We start from the raw sequence: 13708 nt of genomic DNA, 5'->3' as shown, positions 1-13708 counted from the left end.
CTAGTGATCTTTGGAAGATTTACTCACACCTAACTTTAGTGCAAATTAAAGCTCAGTTTAGATGTACTTCCAGTTTGCTCAACAGAGTATTATTTCATTAACGAATGAAATAGGTATACCAATAATTGCCAAACAAATAATGCTGTTCGTACTGCTGACAATGCTGACAATGCTGACACTGCTGACTTTATTATCTTGACAGTGCTAGCTGTCTCTTCTAAACTCCTCTGGCTCTGATGTGGCGGATTGGGGAGAAAAGGAAAAGGGTAATAATTGTGGTAATGATTATTGGTGGTAATATGAATCTGCGGAGCTACGTCCGAAGATGGTATCGTTCTATAGCTGTGGGGACTGTTTTGATCGAATTTCATGACTTTATTCCTTAATTAAACTTCACAAATCTCGCGTATCTCTGAGCAGTTAAATTTTAGTTAGGATAGAACCTAGGGGATCTATGCCTTTATTTGTCGTCAATAATACATTTTAACGAATCATAGTATTCTCCAAACAAAAGAGTTACTTACTGAAAACTTACACTAGATCCAATAACTGCCATAAAATCAAATCCCTGGCTGATAGCCAAAGTCCTTCTTGGAGAACTAAAAGCTCTGAGCTGTATAACTAAAGCACAAGGCGGATTAGGAAGCAATTTAGATTACTGAAGTTATCAGTATTGATAAATTATAGGCGACAAGACTTTTTTTGTGTTGTTCTAAATGAAATATTTCGTTGAATACTACGGAAAAACAAAAATTAGAGATATTATGATATCATAGTAGGGAAAACTAATAAAAATACTTTCTCGCAAGGGAATTGAAACTCACGCTCTCGTGTATTGTGAGCATTTAAATTATTAGTTTCAATACTTCCCCGCAAGGGGATTAAGGATTATCATCATAGAGATTAGTAGTTCATTTACTAATCTTGTTAGCTAATCGCCTTGTTATACTTTTTAATCCCTTTAAGGGGATTAAAACAAATGCTCAGGAAAATATAATGAAAGGCTTTGGTTTGTTTTCAATCTACTTCCCCTTGTGAGGATGAAAACTGCTAATTAACCTGCTGTAACTTGGAAAAAGGTTTTTATTGAGTGAATAGCGATCGCTCTCTTAGCACTGGTGGTTCTGGGTTAGGGCAAGCGATGTCTGCGACAAGACGAAGCGTCTACGCACTGATAAAATTGCTTCCACCTGGGCGAATCACTGGGGGCGATCGCTTCTAAAGGTTCTGCGGGTATGCCTTCCTGAAAAAACTCAGTGCAACTTAAAAAGGCTTCTTCCCTACTCCCTACCTACGCTTAACAAATAATTTCTGTATTTTTGATTTATGTAATAGGTCTTTAGATGAAAGAATTACTATGAATAAAAGTTGGGTTTTGGCAGTTCATTATTTAACGCCCACTTTCCTATATCTTGGATTTTGTAATCTACTGGATCGTGCAGAGTGAACGTGCGGAGATTACGCCAATAACGATCAAAGCCATATTTGGCACTAGTAGCGCGTGCGCCCATAACTTCAAAGATGCGGTTGGTAATGTCTAAACCGACTCTAGTGGCGAAAACTTTGGCACTAGCAACCAAAAGCGCACATTCTCCCCGTTGTTCGGCGGTAAGTGACCATTCTTGCTCCCAAGCTGCTTGTAGTAATACTCCCGCCTGTTCAGTTAGATACACGGCTGCTTGGAGATCAACCCAGATTTTGCCATAGTGCTGAAGGATGTAAGGATCTTGGGTTGCACTCTCGACACCAGATGTCAACCAAGGTTTGGTATTAGTGGAAGTATATGTTTTAGCAGCTTCAAATGCTCCCTGTGCAATTCCCAGGTAGATATTAGCAAGATTCAATTGAGTTAAACAGGCGCGAATAGTGCTGAAGGGTTGACTTGCTTTGTCTCTACTACCAAGAATTTCTTCAGGATATACCAATACATTTTCAAATGTAACACTACCGCTATCTGTTTGGCGTTGCCCGATATTATTCCAATCATGATGTACTGTAACGCCTTGCCGTTGGGTGGGAATTGCCAAAATACTCAATTCCCCAGTTTCTTGATTAGTGGCAGAAATCGGCAATATATCCGAGTCTTGAGAGCCAGAGCAAAAGCTTTTAATCCCGTTGAGACGGAAATAATCATTTTCGGGTATGAGAGTAGTTCTTTTATCTAATGGATTGAGGGCATTGCACCAGAACCAATTGTTGTCAATAGTTTCTGAATAATATCGCTGTTTTTGTTCTGCCGAACCAAAGATATGAGGAATAACTACACCTAAATGATGATAAGAAAAGACGTGAGCAATGGAACTATCAACTTTGGCAAACTCGCGGGTAATTTGCAGAACAGTAATCCAGTTTTGCCCTAACCCTCCGTACTCTGTAGGTATAATAAGTTCTAATAAGTTGCTTTGGCGCAAGCGATCGCGTTCATGTTTTGGTGTTCCCCCTTGGGCATCTCGCTCTACAGCAGTCTGGGCAAATTCCTCTGCTAAAGACTTAGCTATATCCAAATAATTTTGAGATTCTTTCGTTTCTATTAATTGCATATCTTGCAACTTCTCCTGCTAACCCTCTGTGAGGAGCAACTATAAATTTGGCTGGAAAATTTTTAATCTACAGCGTTTTGATAAAACTACCGTACTATATAGATATAATTGCATACTATAACTAAGAAAGCAAGTCCAAATTAAACTAATTTTGCTAATTTTATAGGTTTTGAGTACAGGATAAAAAATACTTGCTTCCGAGTCAAATAGAAAGCAAGTAAATTAAAAAAATTATTCTAATGTACTTGTTTTCCCAGAGTATATATGCAATATTAATAAGTTGAATCTGCTAATCTACTTTAACTAGATAAGTAAACAGTAGATAGTTACTAATGGCAACAAAAAATCTGATTTTTGTCTAAATTTAAATATTTTTACAGATAAATATTCCCTTAGCAAATAGACCAGCTTATATAGGGATTAGATATCTGTGAAAAAAAGTCTTTTCTCCACTGAAATATGCGGATTAGAATGCCAGATATTCACTGATATATCTGGAAGTTTAACGATATTAGTGAAAATTTTCGAGTATCAGAACAATTCAACTTTTTCAGAGCTAGCCATAATCTTTTAGCTTGGCAAGCCACTGAAATGTCTGATGACTTGTACTAAATCTTTCAAACCAAAAATGTGAGGAGTGATAGAAATGTTCAATCGTTCATTTCATAATTTATTCATGGAATCGATGATTGTGGGAGCTACTTTGCTAGGCAGCACATCAGCTTATGCTGAAGACAGTAATTTAGTGGCTGGGACTCAAACAAATATACCAACTGCGATCGCACAAACGCCTAAAATTCCCGCAATCAATAGTGATGCAAGCGTTCCACAGACAAACAGTATGTCTCAGGTAACATCTGTATCACAGTTTTCAGATGTGCAGCCAACTGATTGGGCTTTTCAAGCGCTCCAGTCTTTAGTTGAGCGTTATGGATGTATTGCGGGGTATCCAAATAGTACTTATCGGGGAAACCGCGCCATAACTCGCTATGAATTTGCAGCAGGTTTAAATGCTTGTTTATCTCGGATTAACGAGCTAATTGCAACAGCTACATCTGACTTAGTTAGCAAAGAAGATTTAACTACTGTAAAAAGGCTGCAAGAAGAATTTACTGCTGAACTATCAACTCTACGGGGTCGCGTTGATAGTTTAGAATCTCGCACTGCTGAACTCGAAGCACATCAGTTTTCAACAACTACAAAACTGTCTGCGGAAGCAATTTTCGCCATCACAAATGCCTTCAGTGGCTCTGTTAATAATAGCAACACAGTTTTTCAAGATAGAGTCCGCCTCGTTTTCAAAAGTAGTTTTACAGGTAGAGACACTCTGAACGTCCGTTTAACTGGTGGAAATGCCACTACTTTGAGATTGCCAAATGGTACAGCCGAAGGACTTCAAACCTTTAATCTTTCTCCAGCCAACAACAGTGATTTTCTCGATTGGCTCGCCTATTACTTCCCGATTGGAGACAAAATAGAAGCTTATGTAGGAGCAGTAAACGGAGTATTTTTTGATTTTATTCCTACTCTCAGTCCCTATTTAGATAGTGCCACGGGAGGCGGTCGCGCTCTGACAGAATTTGCTTCGTCTAGCCCTATCTATAGAATTGGTGGTGGTGCTGGTGCTGGAATCAATTACAAACTCAGTGAGAAAGTAGTATTGAGCTTGGGTTATTTAGCAGGAGATCATGCCAGTCCTCAAGTAGGGAGCGGCCTATTTAATGGTCAATATGGCGCGATCGCACAAATAGCATGGAACCCTAACAAAAACTCTGGCATTGGTTTGACTTATGTAAATGCCTATCAAAATCGGGGAGCGATATTTGATATTGGTAGTGGTGGAGCGATCGTCGGAACTGCACAAGCCAACACTCCTTTTGATGAAGTAATTACAAACTCTTATGGAGCAGAAGCTTTTTACAAATTCAGTTCTAAAGTTGCAGTCAATGGCTTCTTTGGCTACACTAACGCCAAAAATTTGGCTGGTAGTGGTAGTGCAGAGATTTGGTACTATGCTTTGGGATTGGCATTCCCAGATTTAGGTAAACAAGGCAACCTTGGTGGCGTTCTTGTAGGTGCAGAACCATATCGGGGTGGAAATCCAGCACCTGCAAACGATTTATCCTTACATATTGAAGGCTTTTACAAGTATCAACTTACAGATAATATTGCCATCACCCCCGGCGTTATTTGGATAACGGCTCCTGGTCAAAATAATGACAATCAAGATGCGGTAATTGGCACTGTAAGAACAACCTTCACCTTTTAGATAATCTCAGGAAGAACGAAGTGAAACCCAACAAATCAATGAAAATGTTGGGTTTCGTTCTTCAAACGCCACTTGCTTCGTACGAATAAGAGAAAACGAACCACAGAGACAAGGCAGCGCAGTCTTGGGGAGCCAGTGCGGTCTTGGGGTCTCCCCAAGTGGAGCATCTGGCGTGGTTTCCCCCATGAGCGACTACCGCGCAGAGTTCACGGAGAAATGAGAGTTTCAGAGGGTTTTTGCGTAAGTCGTAAACTAATTACTAATTACTAATTATTTTAGCGTCCTTCACGATTCAAGCTGAGGGGTTGCTGCTCTTCAACTATTGGCGGTACATCTTGCCAAAGGCTAATTCCATCGTATAATCCAGGAGCCATTAAGAATACTTGAACCCAAAGGATATTAAACCACCAATAAAGTCCTTGGATAATATTTTCTTGACCTACCAGAGATACTGTTACCAGATACAATAAGACCGAAATTATTAAACTAGCAACAGATGCAACTATACCTTTTGTCGGCTGTGGTAAATCTGTAAAAGGCCACATATTGAATTGCCAAACAAAGCCTAAACCAACTGTTGTCCAAATTGCTGCAAAGGTTGGGCCTGTTGTTGTTTTAAACAAATCCATTCCTAGCTGTTTGAGGAATAATTCTGTAATCAGAGTCAGTAATAAAACAACACCTGCATGGAGTAACCCTAAACGTGGCTGCGGTAGTTCCAATTTGTTTAAAGGCCAACGTTCAAAAAAACTACCAAACACTGTAGAACAAGGATACCAGTACCAAGGGATATAAAAAGGTTGCAGTCCCCACATTGCTGGCAAAAAGGTAAGTGCAGGAGCAATAAAGAAGATGGCAAAAAATATATTGAGAAAACCGCTCACTGGATGCCAGTTACGTACTTCCTCGGTGGTGACAATTGTGTTGTCAAAGAAGAACAAACTGGCAGCAGCTGTGATGATTGCTGTTTGTCCCCATAAGCCAATAGGTGTATCAACAAAAGTTGCTTTTGCAAAGATAAATTTCCAGGCTTCTCCAGTTATGTAAACTAGCGCCAACAGGATTGCTAAATTCACTGTTCCTCGTCCAAATCGGGTAGAGGAAAAGCGGGAACCTGGATAGCCGTTAAGGGAAAAACCTAGATGCCACCACCAGACAAAGCATATTGTGATATAGGTCAATTTTGTTCCCACATTTAGCTGAATAATTTGACCAAAGATGAGTTCAAAAATATAGCTAATAACAGCAATTACAGCAATAAAAAGCAGTCCCTTAAATGGCTGGTTTTTCCAAAGACTCCGCCTCTGGGTTGGGTTTGCAACGCTCATAGTATCAACTTAAATAATGTTGGATTTATTAGGGGTAAAGCACAATACGCTTGTTTAAAAAAATTTTCCTTCTCTTTCTTCTCTCTGCGTTCTCTGCGCGGCAGTCGCTCATGGGGGAAACCACGCCAGATGCTCCACTTGGGGAGACCCCAAGACCGCACTGGCTCCCCAAGACCGCGCTGCCTTGCCTCTGTGGTTCGTTAAAAAAAAATGACTTTTAGAAAGACTGCTAACCTTAACGCAAGCGTATTGGGAGCATTCTGGTAAATGTTATACCAGTTCTGCATGAGGGTGCGCCGAACTATATGAGGAACGAACCGCAAAGGACGCAAAGGGCACAAAGAAAGAAATAAGAAGTAAAGGAAATTTGGTGCAGCTTCACCCCAGTAGAGAATTCGGCAATTACAGCCAAGGATGGCGCGGGGGGTAAACGCCATTGAGGAAGTAGTTGCCAACAGCGTAATATTTCCAACGCACGGGATCGTGGAGTGTGTGGGCGCGGGCATTTCGCCAGTGGCGATTGTAGTTGAATTCCTCCAATGTGGACTTAGTACCTGCTAGTTCAAACAACTTGTTGGTAGCTAGAATTGCTGCTTCGGTGGCTAATGCTTTGGCTTCAGCAACTGCGATCGATGCTTCAACTACCTTGGGTTCTTCTAAACCTGACTCGTTGGCGATGTCGAGAAATTCACCTGCACGACGTAGCAATGCTTCAGAAGCGTGAACTTGGATTTGCACGTTGCCTAAGTTGTATAGTGTCAGGGGGTCTTCGTAGCCTTTTTCTAAATTGCTGTCAACCCAAGGGCGAGTATATTTGCGGACAAAGTGGATGGTGTCACGGACTGCGGCTTTGGCAATCCCCACATCTACGGCGGCTTGGATGATTTGCGCGATCGCACCCATTGGTGTAGCCCTTTCAAAGGCTAAGTAGTGCGGTATGACGTGTTCTGCCTTAACTTTCACATTTTCAATAATGGTAGTGCCGCTAGCAGTGGTACGCTGTCCGAAGCTTGTCCAGTCATCAAGTAGGGTTAATCCTGGGGCATCTCTTTCGACAAATGCCACCACTGTTTTACCATCTGGATTGCTAGCAATGACGGGAACCCAATGTGCCAAGAGTGCCCCAGCAGAGTAGTATTTGCGTCCATTAAGTACGAAGTCAGAACCATCTGGTTGTAACTTTGTCTGGACATCAGTGACAGACTTAGTACCAACTTCCGAGAAGGCGTTACCAAAGCGTTTACCTTGTAAAACCAAATCAAAGAAGAACTTTTTCTGCTGTTCGGTGCCATCCAAGCGAACTGCTTCCACCATATAGAGGTGGTTTTGGGGAATTTGACCGAGGCTGGAATCGGCTTCGGAGATAATTTTAATTACTTCTGCAAGGGTTGCACTTGATACAAAAGCCCCACCATACTCTTTAGGGACTGTAATCCCCCACAATCCGCTTTGGGAGAACTTTTCTACCTCTTCAGCAGGTAAACGCCGAGTTTGATCGCGTTCTGAGTCTCCCTTGGCAAACTCAGCTGCTAATTCGTGAGCGATCGCGATCGCTTCTTTGTCATCCCGAATAATATGCGCCTTCTGTTCAGTATTAATTACTGATGTCATGGTAAAACTCCTTGATTGTGATTGAGTGACTCATAATCGCCACTACTATGAGACAACGCAAAATATTTGTATTTTGATCGGCACATCCCATTTTGAGGGATGGACATCTTGCCCATCTAATATTTTGTGATGGACAAGATGGCCATCCTTCAAATTGAGGTCTGATACAATGCTTGCGATATCTGTATGGTATTTCTAAACATATATGCAAACCGAGTAGTGTAGTTAAATTACTTGAAAAGCCTTAATATATGCATGCCTTCAAAAAATGTGGAACAGCAAAATTGCACACCTAGCAGTTGAGAATTTTACTGTTGTCGAACACTATCAACGACAACAAATGAACTGAACTCTAGCCTTTTATATGAATAATGATTTGAGTTGAGCAATCGATTTTTGTGACGTAAAAACCGATTCATATCAGAGATTTTGAGATGTGTACTAACCGCTAGTATTCGCGTTTGAGACCTCTCCCTGCCTTGAACTAAAGCTCAAGTTTGTCCCTCTCCGACTCGGAGCTACGTGTACACATAAGTCGGATTACCCCCCTTAATCCCCCCTTATAAAGGCTACGGTGTACACACATCTCTGTGCTGAGTGCAAAATGTGGCTTGATCCCCCTAAATCCCCCGATAAATTGGGGGACTTTGACTCTAGTTCCCCCCTTTTTAAGGGGGGTTAGGGGGGATCAAAACGATGTGGATAAGATGATCAGACTTGTGTGTACACCGTAGCTTATAAAGGGGGGAAACATTAAATCCAGTTCCCTCCCCAATACATACGGGGAGGGTTAGGGTGGGGTAAAACCCAGGTTAGTAAGCCATTTCAGACTTGTGTATACACCGGAGCCGACTCGGAGAGGGACGGTTTTGCGTAGTAAAACCTCTTAGTGGTCTTTTGATTAGACTAATTAGGCGAACTCGATATGAATTGTGGAACTCACGTTAATCTACACCACAACTCCAATGCCCAATGCCCTTAATCTACACCCCAACCAACTCATCAGCTGGCCGACGATTAGCTTTAAGTTCGCGCACAATCGGAATTACTGTCTTACCAAATGCAGGTAAATCATCCGAGTAGTGCAAGAAGCCACCGAGAATTAAATCAACTCCGACTTCATGGAACTGGCGAATCTTTTCAGCGACTTGTTCAGCCGTACCAATCAAGCCAGAACGGAAGCCATCGTTATACTGCACTAAGTCTTCAAAGTTGGAATTTGCCCACATTCCCTGACGTTCGCGAGTAGAAGATCCCGCTTGTTTCACTGCTTCACCAAATCCTTTCACGGCCTCTACATCGGCTTGGGCAATAATATCGCGCAATACTTCATGGGCTTCTGCTTCCGTATCTCGCACGATGATAAAGGAATTCAAACCAAACTTAATTGTGCGTCCTTCATCACGAGCTAATGCAGACACTTCTGCAATCTGTTCTTGCACACCTTCTATGGTGTTACCATTCATGAAATACCAATCAGAAACGCGGCCAGCCATGCGCCGCGCTGCTTTAGAGTTACCACCTTGAAATATCTCTGGGTGTGGATTCTGATTAATTGGTCTAGGCTTCACCCAACCGCCGTTAATGCGGTAAAAGTCGCCTTTAAAGTGAAACTCATCCTCAGTCCACAAACCCTTGAGAACGCGGATAAATTCTTCTGAACGACGATAGCGTTCGTCATGGTCTAACCAATGTTCACCATATATAGTGAATTCATCTTTGAACCAGCCGCTAACTACATTCAGAGCAAAGCGACCGTTAGAGAGAAAATCAATGCTGGCACCGATTTTGGCAACTACTCCCGGATGCCACAATCCAGGGTGAACTGCTGCAATTAGCTTCAATTTCTTGGTGACAGGAGCCAAGGCGGATACGGTTGTTAATGCCTCTAACTGGTACTCAGCGCCATAGCTGGCGATAAATCTGGCTTGTGCTAGTGCATATTCAAAGCCAACTTCTTCAGCTGTCTGAGCTAGTTGAGCATTATATTCGTAAGTCCAATCTGTGCGTTGGGGAATTTTACTAACAACTAACCCGCCGCTAACGTTGGGAATCCAGTATGCGAACTTAATATCTACCATAATTGTGCGCTTGTAATTGAAACTGCTTGGTTATAAAAGAAGCAAGGAGGAAATATGCCTAATTTGTCATCACTAACAAATCAGCTAAAACTTGATCCGGTAAAATCTTAGTCAAAATCGAAAGCTTGAAGGCGGCTAGAGACTACTCTGAGTTTATGAGTAGACAATTTCAAGTTCCGATGGTCGCAATATACTATAGCTCGATAGCGCTACCGTATTTTTAATGAATCAGACTTTATCATGACAATTTTTCTAATGTAGTGATTCAATATACTTAAATTCTATTTCTGTATTCCAAAATGGAATACAGCCCAAATTTGCTTGATATTTAACGATCATTTTAGATTTGGCGGCTATCATCCTGATTCCGCGATCGCAACGATAAATGCAGGACTCAGCAAAGTTTTGACACTATTCCATAACGTGATAATCGGCTGCTTTTGGGATGTAATCTGCAACTATACACAGCAGAAATAAATATGGTAGTGTGAACTACTAAACTACGTAAATAAGATAGATATATCGTAGTTTAGTTAATGTCTCGTAAAAAAAAGCACAGGAAAAACATTTATGCCGCTTCAGTTTGGAATTTGGTCGCCGGTCTGTGGTGGATGGTTGCGGGTTGTCAACCATGAGGCTAATTTATCTACCCAAGATTTGGTAAAACTGGCAGTTCAGGCAGACGAGTTAGGTTATGACTTTTATTACATTCCTGAACATTACTTGAATGCAGTTCATGGGCCTAACTATAATGTTTCTGATGCTTGGATTACAGCCGCTTTAGCAAGTTTGAACACCAAAAATATCAAGATTGTTGCAGCCGTACAACCTGGTTTTAAATTGCCAGCAGTCATTGCCAAACTGAGTGCAAACATTCAAAATCAACTTAGTAACGGCAGATTTGCTCTGAGTGGTATTGCAGGTTGGTGGAAATTAGAAGTAGAAAGCTATGGAGATATCTGGCTACCCCACAGCGATCGCTATGCGCGATTAGAAGAGTACATTGATGTAATAAAGGGGCTGTGGACGGTTGAAGACTTTAATTATGTAGGCAAATATTACAATATTACGGGTGGTATTCTCCCAGATAAGCCTACACCAACACCACCGATTTTCATTGCTGGGGAATCAGATCGGGCGATTGACTTAGCGGCTCGTCAGGGAGATTATCTATTTATCAATGCTGATGAACCTGAAAAAACGGCAGCATTGGTGCAGAAGGTGAAAAGATTGGCTAGCGATCGCTACCAGCGCCAGATTAAAGTAGCAATGAGTGCATTTGCGATCGTTGGCGAACATACCGCCCAAGCCGAAGCCAGACTAGAAGCAATCTATCGTTCTGCCGATGAGCAGCAAATTAAGTATTTTCAAGAGCAAATCGATCCTAACGTCGTTGCCCACAACAAACTAGATATTAGTCAAACCATCGAAGCCAACCTCGGTTTATCTGCTCAACTCGTTGGCGATCGCTATACTATTATTAACCGCCTGAAAGAATACGAAGCTGTTGGCGTTGACTTAATAGTACTCAAATTTGAATCTATGTTGGAAGACACTATTCGCTTCCATAAGCTAGTCATCTCCCAATACGGTTTGGTTAAGGTTCTTTGATGAAAATATATAGATCCCAAATCCGCGATAAATCGCCGTCAGGACGAAGGACTGATTCTTGTAAAGACGGCGATTTATCGCGTCTCTTTTATCCCGTCTCTTGCCTTAACCAAACAGTATTGAGTCATCTCCGAATATACGCAGCAGAATAAGTTAATTCCGTTGTAATTAAAAATCTTACCTTACTTAGTATGAATAAGATTAAACTTGAAGATATTACCCTAAATCACCTCAAAATTTTAAAAGCAGTAAATGACTCTGGTAGCTTCTCAAAAGCAGCACAAAAATTAGGTTATAGTCAAGCATTGATTAGTAAAAAAGTCAAACAAATAGAGGATTATTTCGGAGTAATTCTGCTAAATCGCTCTCCTGGCTCTATATGCTTGACTAACAAAGGCAAAAAATTGATTTCCCAGACACTTAATGTTGTAGAAACTGTAGAAAATCTGCAAGAAGAGTTTCAGGCAACATTTAGTGCTGAGGGTGAAGATTTGATATTGGGGGCTACTAGTTTAATTTTAGAAGTCTGGATAAAACAATATTTGCAGCGATTTCAGCTTTGTTTTCCCGGTAGAAATATTAAAGAGATTGCGGTTAAAGATAGCAGATTTTTTTCAAATTCTCAACTCCTAGAAATGGATCTTTTGCTCAATAGTTGCGCTGGATATAAGGAAGAACACCACTGTACTAGATTAAAAACTCATAAAATGATGTTGGTATCCTTTGGTGGAAGTAAATATCTCAATGAGCATAGCTTAGTTCAAATAAATGATATTGATCTGACTGATGTTGTGCTTTTAGATGAAGTTCATCAAGAACTATCTAAAAATGGATTTTTGATGAATAAATTAAGTGGCGTACAGGTATTGCATAGTTATCAAGATGTACTCAACTATGCTTCAAAAAACCAAAAGCTAACGATTTTACCTGACTTTTGTCAAGGTGACATTATATCTCAATATCAAGTTTTAACTCTTCCGATCCAAGATGTTAATGAATATGGTATTTATCTGCATGTTCCTCGCTTTAGTGAGTTGTTAATATCCGCAGAGAGTTTAGTGAGAAGTTTTAGGCTCGATCAAGACAACTTAGAAAGCTTGCCTAATATAAACCTAATTTTAGGTAGCTATTCTCCCAAAGAGCAAAATATTCTGAGAATAGGTATTCAGAGAGATTCCATAGGACAGTTTATTGCTGGTTATGGAACTAAATATATTTCTGATTTACAGAGAGCATCATCACTTGAACAACCTATTTTCAAAAATATTGAAATTAATCGGGATTTCGAGTTACAAATTCTGCCTTTTGCTTCTGGTGAACAAATGAACCGACAGATGAAGCGGGGAGAACTAGATATTTGTATTTTAGATGATATTTCTCTTTTAAATAATGGTAGTCAGTTCTTTGATGATTTAAGTTTCGGTTCTAAATTAATTGGGATTGCTTCGTATAATCTTTTAGGTCAAGATATAAATATTGTTCTGCATAAAGATTCTTCTATAAACACTGTCCAGGATCTCAAAGGTAAACGAATTTCTACCTTATTTGGTTCCAATGCTCATAGATTCATCATTACTCTTTTTGACCTCTATGATATGGATGTCACTAAAGATTGCAAATTAGTAAATGAAGATCCTCGGAAAGCAAGTAAGAGTTTAGCAAATAAAGCTATAGATGCTTACGTGTGTTGTCACACTTTTGCTTCAATTCTCGAAGCTTATGCTTTTGCGAGAAAGCTGCCTTTATCTCAAACAATTAGTTTAAGAATTCCATCAATTAGAGGAATTGTTTGTCGTTCGCAATTTATTAAAGAAAACCCTAAAATTGTAGTTGCTTATTTACACGATTTAGTAGTTGCTAACTATTGGTTTAATTCATCTCCAATTAAGGCAGCAGATTTACTTACTAAAGTGATTGATGTGAGAACAACCCAAGTAAATCAGTTTTTTAATCCTGTATTTGGGAACCGTATAGATCCGACCCTCAAACCTCAATGGTCTTGGTTACTAAAAACTTTAAATCGGAGGTTGGAAGGAAAATATGGTATTTCACTATTTGACGTAGATTTTTGGATAGATGATTATTTTTTAAGACTTGTCTATAATTTGCTGAATCTAGATTATCACTTTCATCAGGTTTCTTTTGCAAGCGAATTTTCTAGCAGCTATTTTGTCGAAGAACAGTTTAGCCGACATATAAAAGTTCTCGGAAACATTGAATAACGTTTAAGAGGTTGTTTGAAAAGTAGTGAAGTATGATTTTAGGCAC

General features: G+C 40.2%; 9 protein-coding genes. 4 read left to right on the top strand and 5 right to left on the bottom strand.

Annotation, left to right across the window (positions count from 1 at the left end; genetic code table 11):
- Nucleotides 1-89: 89 nt before the first annotated feature.
- Nucleotides 90-371 carry a hypothetical protein gene (locus tag GTQ43_RS14565; protein WP_265273306.1) on the bottom strand — a complete coding sequence of 94 codons (282 nt, stop codon included), beginning with the start codon at nucleotides 369-371 and terminating at the stop codon, nucleotides 90-92.
- A 719-nt stretch (nucleotides 372-1090) separates the two neighbouring features.
- Between GTQ43_RS14565 and GTQ43_RS14560 the strand changes: the two genes are divergently transcribed.
- Nucleotides 1091-1222: a hypothetical protein gene (locus GTQ43_RS14560; protein ID WP_265273305.1), complete on the top strand. Its 132-nt coding sequence runs from the start codon at nucleotides 1091-1093 to the stop codon at nucleotides 1220-1222.
- A 133-nt stretch (nucleotides 1223-1355) separates the two neighbouring features.
- Here GTQ43_RS14560 and GTQ43_RS14555 read toward each other — a convergent pair whose 3' ends face one another.
- Nucleotides 1356-2540: an acyl-CoA dehydrogenase family protein gene (locus GTQ43_RS14555; RefSeq protein WP_265273304.1), complete on the bottom strand. Its 1185-nt coding sequence runs from the start codon at nucleotides 2538-2540 to the stop codon at nucleotides 1356-1358.
- Nucleotides 2541-3186: 646 nt separating this feature from the next.
- Here GTQ43_RS14555 and GTQ43_RS14550 point away from each other — a divergent pair.
- On the top strand, nucleotides 3187-4809 hold the full coding sequence (locus GTQ43_RS14550; protein ID WP_265273303.1) for an iron uptake porin: 1623 nt from the start codon (nucleotides 3187-3189) through the stop codon (nucleotides 4807-4809).
- A 275-nt stretch (nucleotides 4810-5084) separates the two neighbouring features.
- Here GTQ43_RS14550 and GTQ43_RS14545 read toward each other — a convergent pair whose 3' ends face one another.
- The 3 genes from GTQ43_RS14545 to sfnG all read right to left on the bottom strand — a co-directional run bounded on the left by GTQ43_RS14545 (nucleotide 5085) and on the right by sfnG (nucleotide 9829).
- On the bottom strand, nucleotides 5085-6137 hold the full coding sequence (locus GTQ43_RS14545; RefSeq protein ID WP_265273302.1) for a hypothetical protein: 1053 nt from the start codon (nucleotides 6135-6137) through the stop codon (nucleotides 5085-5087).
- A gap of 402 nt (nucleotides 6138-6539) precedes the next feature.
- Nucleotides 6540-7748, bottom strand: a complete 1209-nt coding sequence (locus tag GTQ43_RS14540) for an SfnB family sulfur acquisition oxidoreductase (RefSeq protein ID WP_265273301.1) — start codon at nucleotides 7746-7748, stop codon at nucleotides 6540-6542.
- Between the two features lie 983 nt (nucleotides 7749-8731).
- Nucleotides 8732-9829 (bottom strand): dimethylsulfone monooxygenase SfnG, encoded by a 1098-nt coding sequence (sfnG, locus tag GTQ43_RS14535; RefSeq protein ID WP_265273300.1) that lies wholly within the window; start codon nucleotides 9827-9829, stop codon nucleotides 8732-8734.
- 570 nt (nucleotides 9830-10399) lie between these two features.
- Here sfnG and GTQ43_RS14530 point away from each other — a divergent pair.
- Nucleotides 10400-11440, top strand: coding sequence for an LLM class flavin-dependent oxidoreductase (locus tag GTQ43_RS14530; RefSeq protein ID WP_265273299.1), 1041 nt, complete (start codon nucleotides 10400-10402; stop codon nucleotides 11438-11440).
- 191 nt (nucleotides 11441-11631) lie between these two features.
- Complete coding sequence (locus tag GTQ43_RS14525; protein WP_265273298.1) at nucleotides 11632-13662, top strand: LysR family transcriptional regulator; 2031 nt, start codon at nucleotides 11632-11634, stop codon at nucleotides 13660-13662.
- Nucleotides 13663-13708 lie beyond the last annotated feature (46 nt).

The organism is Nostoc sp. KVJ3, assembly GCF_026127265.1.
Classification (GTDB): domain Bacteria; phylum Cyanobacteriota; class Cyanobacteriia; order Cyanobacteriales; family Nostocaceae; genus Nostoc.
Note: the sequence above shows the minus strand (reverse complement) of the source record. Positions and strands in the feature narration are given on the sequence as shown.

What these genes read in the sequence shown, in the direction of transcription:
- GTQ43_RS14565 (WP_265273306.1), bottom strand. Translation starts at nt 371, where the DNA reads ATGAAATTCGATCAAAACAGTCCCCACAGCTATAGAACGATACCATCT.
- GTQ43_RS14555 (WP_265273304.1), bottom strand. Translation starts at nt 2,540, where the DNA reads ATGCAATTAATAGAAACGAAAGAATCTCAAAATTATTTGGATATAGCT.
- GTQ43_RS14550 (WP_265273303.1), top strand. Translation starts at nt 3,187, where the DNA reads ATGTTCAATCGTTCATTTCATAATTTATTCATGGAATCGATGATTGTG.
- GTQ43_RS14545 (WP_265273302.1), bottom strand. Translation starts at nt 6,137, where the DNA reads ATGAGCGTTGCAAACCCAACCCAGAGGCGGAGTCTTTGGAAAAACCAG.
- GTQ43_RS14540 (WP_265273301.1), bottom strand. Translation starts at nt 7,748, where the DNA reads ATGACATCAGTAATTAATACTGAACAGAAGGCGCATATTATTCGGGAT.
- sfnG (WP_265273300.1), bottom strand. Translation starts at nt 9,829, where the DNA reads ATGGTAGATATTAAGTTCGCATACTGGATTCCCAACGTTAGCGGCGGG.
- GTQ43_RS14530 (WP_265273299.1), top strand. Translation starts at nt 10,400, where the DNA reads ATGCCGCTTCAGTTTGGAATTTGGTCGCCGGTCTGTGGTGGATGGTTG.
- GTQ43_RS14525 (WP_265273298.1), top strand. Translation starts at nt 11,632, where the DNA reads ATGAATAAGATTAAACTTGAAGATATTACCCTAAATCACCTCAAAATT.